General features: G+C 50.7%; 1 protein-coding gene. It reads right to left on the bottom strand.

Annotated features, from left to right (window positions below; genetic code table 11):
- Nucleotides 1–172: 172 nt before the first annotated feature.
- A complete protein-coding gene (locus HMPREF1487_RS26505) occupies nt 173–2419 on the bottom strand; it encodes a putative bifunctional diguanylate cyclase/phosphodiesterase (protein WP_010799477.1) in 2247 nt (748 codons plus the stop codon).
- Between the last annotated feature and the right edge of the window lie 310 nt (nt 2420–2729).

Here is a 2729-nt window from a genome sequence, read left to right on the forward strand (position 1 = left end):
ACATTTGCTGACTACCGCAGGAGAGGTACGCCTGTAATGCGGGAAATGGCTGCTGCGAGGTGCTCGCGGCGGCCAAAAACGGAGAACTGAGCGGGTTACCTGGTCGATTTTGATCGACGGCCCGCTTTCAAAAGCAGCGAGGGCTGAAGTCGACCGGAAATACAGGGCTACTTCAGACCTTCCCTAAATAATATCCCTGCGCCTGATCGCATCCCAGTTGAGCAAGCGTTTGGAGCTGCTCTTGGGTTTCAACGCCCTCAGCGGTAATCACAAGCGCTAAGGCCTGCCCTAAACCAATAATGGCTTCAATGATGGGACGCCCCTCCTCCGATTCGCATAATGCCTTGATAAAACTACGATCTATCTTAAGACCATCAAAGGGATAACGGTGAAGATAGCTTAAGGAGGAATACCCCGTCCCAAAGTCATCCATAGATAGCCGAACACCGAGCTCCTTAAGTCCTTTCATCTGTGTCAAAGCTTCCTCAGCATTATCTAACATGACGCCTTCGGTAACCTCAAGCTCTAGCCGGTTGGGAGAGAGGCCAGTTTCATCTAATACAGTTCTAACCCGTGCGATTAGGTCACTCCGCTTGAATTCGACTGCCGATAAATTAACTGAAACAAAAACACTATCGTCCCAGTTAGCCGCCTCAAAACAGGCGCGGCGCATGACCCAGTCACTCAAAGGAACAATAAGTCCGGTTTGCTCCGCAATCGATATAAATTCTATAGGACTCATGTGGCCGCGTAAGGGATGCTGCCAGCGGACCAGGGCTTCAGCGCCCACCAGAGACATTCCATCAATGGCATAGCGGGGCTGAAATTCCAGGCGAAGCTCATCACGTTGCAAGGCCAGCTTGAGATCACTTTCAATCTGCCGGCGAACAAGCAGTCGTGCATTCATCTCCTGGGTATAAAATTGCCAGGTATTGCGTCCGGCCGCTTTAGCCTCATAGAGGGCAATATCAGCAAAGCGAAGAAGCTCGTCAGCAGAACTACCGTCACGGGGCGCAGAGGCAATCCCGATACTACAGCCAATAAAGACCTCATGCTCTGCGACTTGAATACCCTGTCCTATGATTTCAATCAGCCGCTCGCACAGTTTTTCAACCGAAGGCCTGCTGGCAGAGCCGCTGGTTATAACTACAAACTCGTCGCCTCCTGGACGGGCCACCAGATCGGAGCCTTGCATAAAGGTGCTTAGCCGAGCTGCAATCTCCATCAGGACGCGATCACCAAGGCTATCATTGACCGGCTTGAATCCGTCCAGATCCAGACAAAGGATCTGCACGGGATGTTCTTTCGACGGCTGGATATCCAGCCTGGCCTGGAGATACCGATACACCGCACGGCGGTTAGGCAATCCGGTAAGCGAATCCTCCATCGCTTCACGCTCTTGCCTTTTCATCATCGACGTGAGCGCTGCGTTAGCGCTATTGAGCTCTCTTGTACGCTCATCGATCCGTCTCTCAAGACTTTGATGTAGGAATATGAGCGACTCTTCAGCCTCCTTGCGTGCCTGAATGTTCTGCATCACGCAAATAAAGCCTTGCCCCTCATTTGAATCAATCTGCCTGGTAACCGTAACCTTTACCCAGACTGCCTTCCCCTGCTTGTGCCGGTAGCGCTTCTCCAATTGATAGTGATTGATCTCACCTGCCTTAAGCTGACTGAAAAGTTGCAGATTTAGCCGTAAATCTTCAGGATAAGTCATATCCCAGAGAGTAAGTTCCGTCAGCTCTTGATGGCTGTAACCCACAGTACTGCAAAAGGCGTCATTAACATCCACCCATAATCCCAGGGGAGAGATGAACGCAATGCCTGCACCGGCATGCTCAAAAATGGAGCGAAAACGAGCCTCGCTCGATTTCAATTTTAAGTCCGAATTAACGATTTGTTTATTTGAAAGCAGCGAGACTTCCCGAAGCTGAATCTCTCGCATAATGATGTCCGCAAGATCCTGAAGTATTTGCAGTTCAGCTTGCGTCAGATAACGAGGCCGGGTATCAATCGCGCACAGGGTGCCTAGCGCATATCCGTCTCGGGTACGCAGTGGCACACCTGCATAAAAACGAATGTCAGGTGATGCTGTAACAAGAGGGTTTAATCTGAATCGCTCATCATCCAGTGCATTAGTCACCACCATTATTTCGCTGTGCTCAATGGCATGGGCGCAGAAGGAGTACTCTCGAGGCGTTTCCTGAATCGCAAGGCCTACGCAGGACTTGAACCATTGCCGATGCGTGTCTACCAGCGAAACCAGCGCGATAGGCACATGCAGTGCCTTGGCCAATAGCCGAGTGATACGGTCAAAGACCTGCTCAGGGGCAGTATCCAGGAGATTAAGCGCACGCAATAGCGCTATGCGCTCCGACTCCCTATCAGATGAGCGGGTTTCGTTTCGGTATTTAGACATGGCAACTCAAGTAAGCAAGGCAATAGAAGGCCAGCCGCTGTGCGTCAAGCGTGTCACTGTGCGTAACTTAAAAAGACAACGTGATGGCTAATCCAAGAGAAATGATGTTGAGCTAAGCATCGGCCGGTCTTGAACTACTTTAGAGTCAAAATTCTCATGTCTCGCTGGACGCTATACTCATCATTTAAGTTCAAGCAGCAGACTGTACGAACAGACTTAGAGGGTGTAGACAAAACAAAACCTTTCAAGCCAGTCTATTGAGCAAGATACGCGCATTGGCCAGCCATACCCAGGCTGCAGCGACCGAGAG

Source organism: Pseudomonas sp. HPB0071, from assembly GCF_000478505.2.
In the GTDB taxonomy this organism is placed as follows: domain Bacteria; phylum Pseudomonadota; class Gammaproteobacteria; order Pseudomonadales; family Pseudomonadaceae; genus Chryseomonas; species Chryseomonas luteola.

What these genes read in the sequence shown, in the direction of transcription:
- HMPREF1487_RS26505 (WP_010799477.1), bottom strand. Translation starts at nt 2,419, where the DNA reads ATGTCTAAATACCGAAACGAAACCCGCTCATCTGATAGGGAGTCGGAG.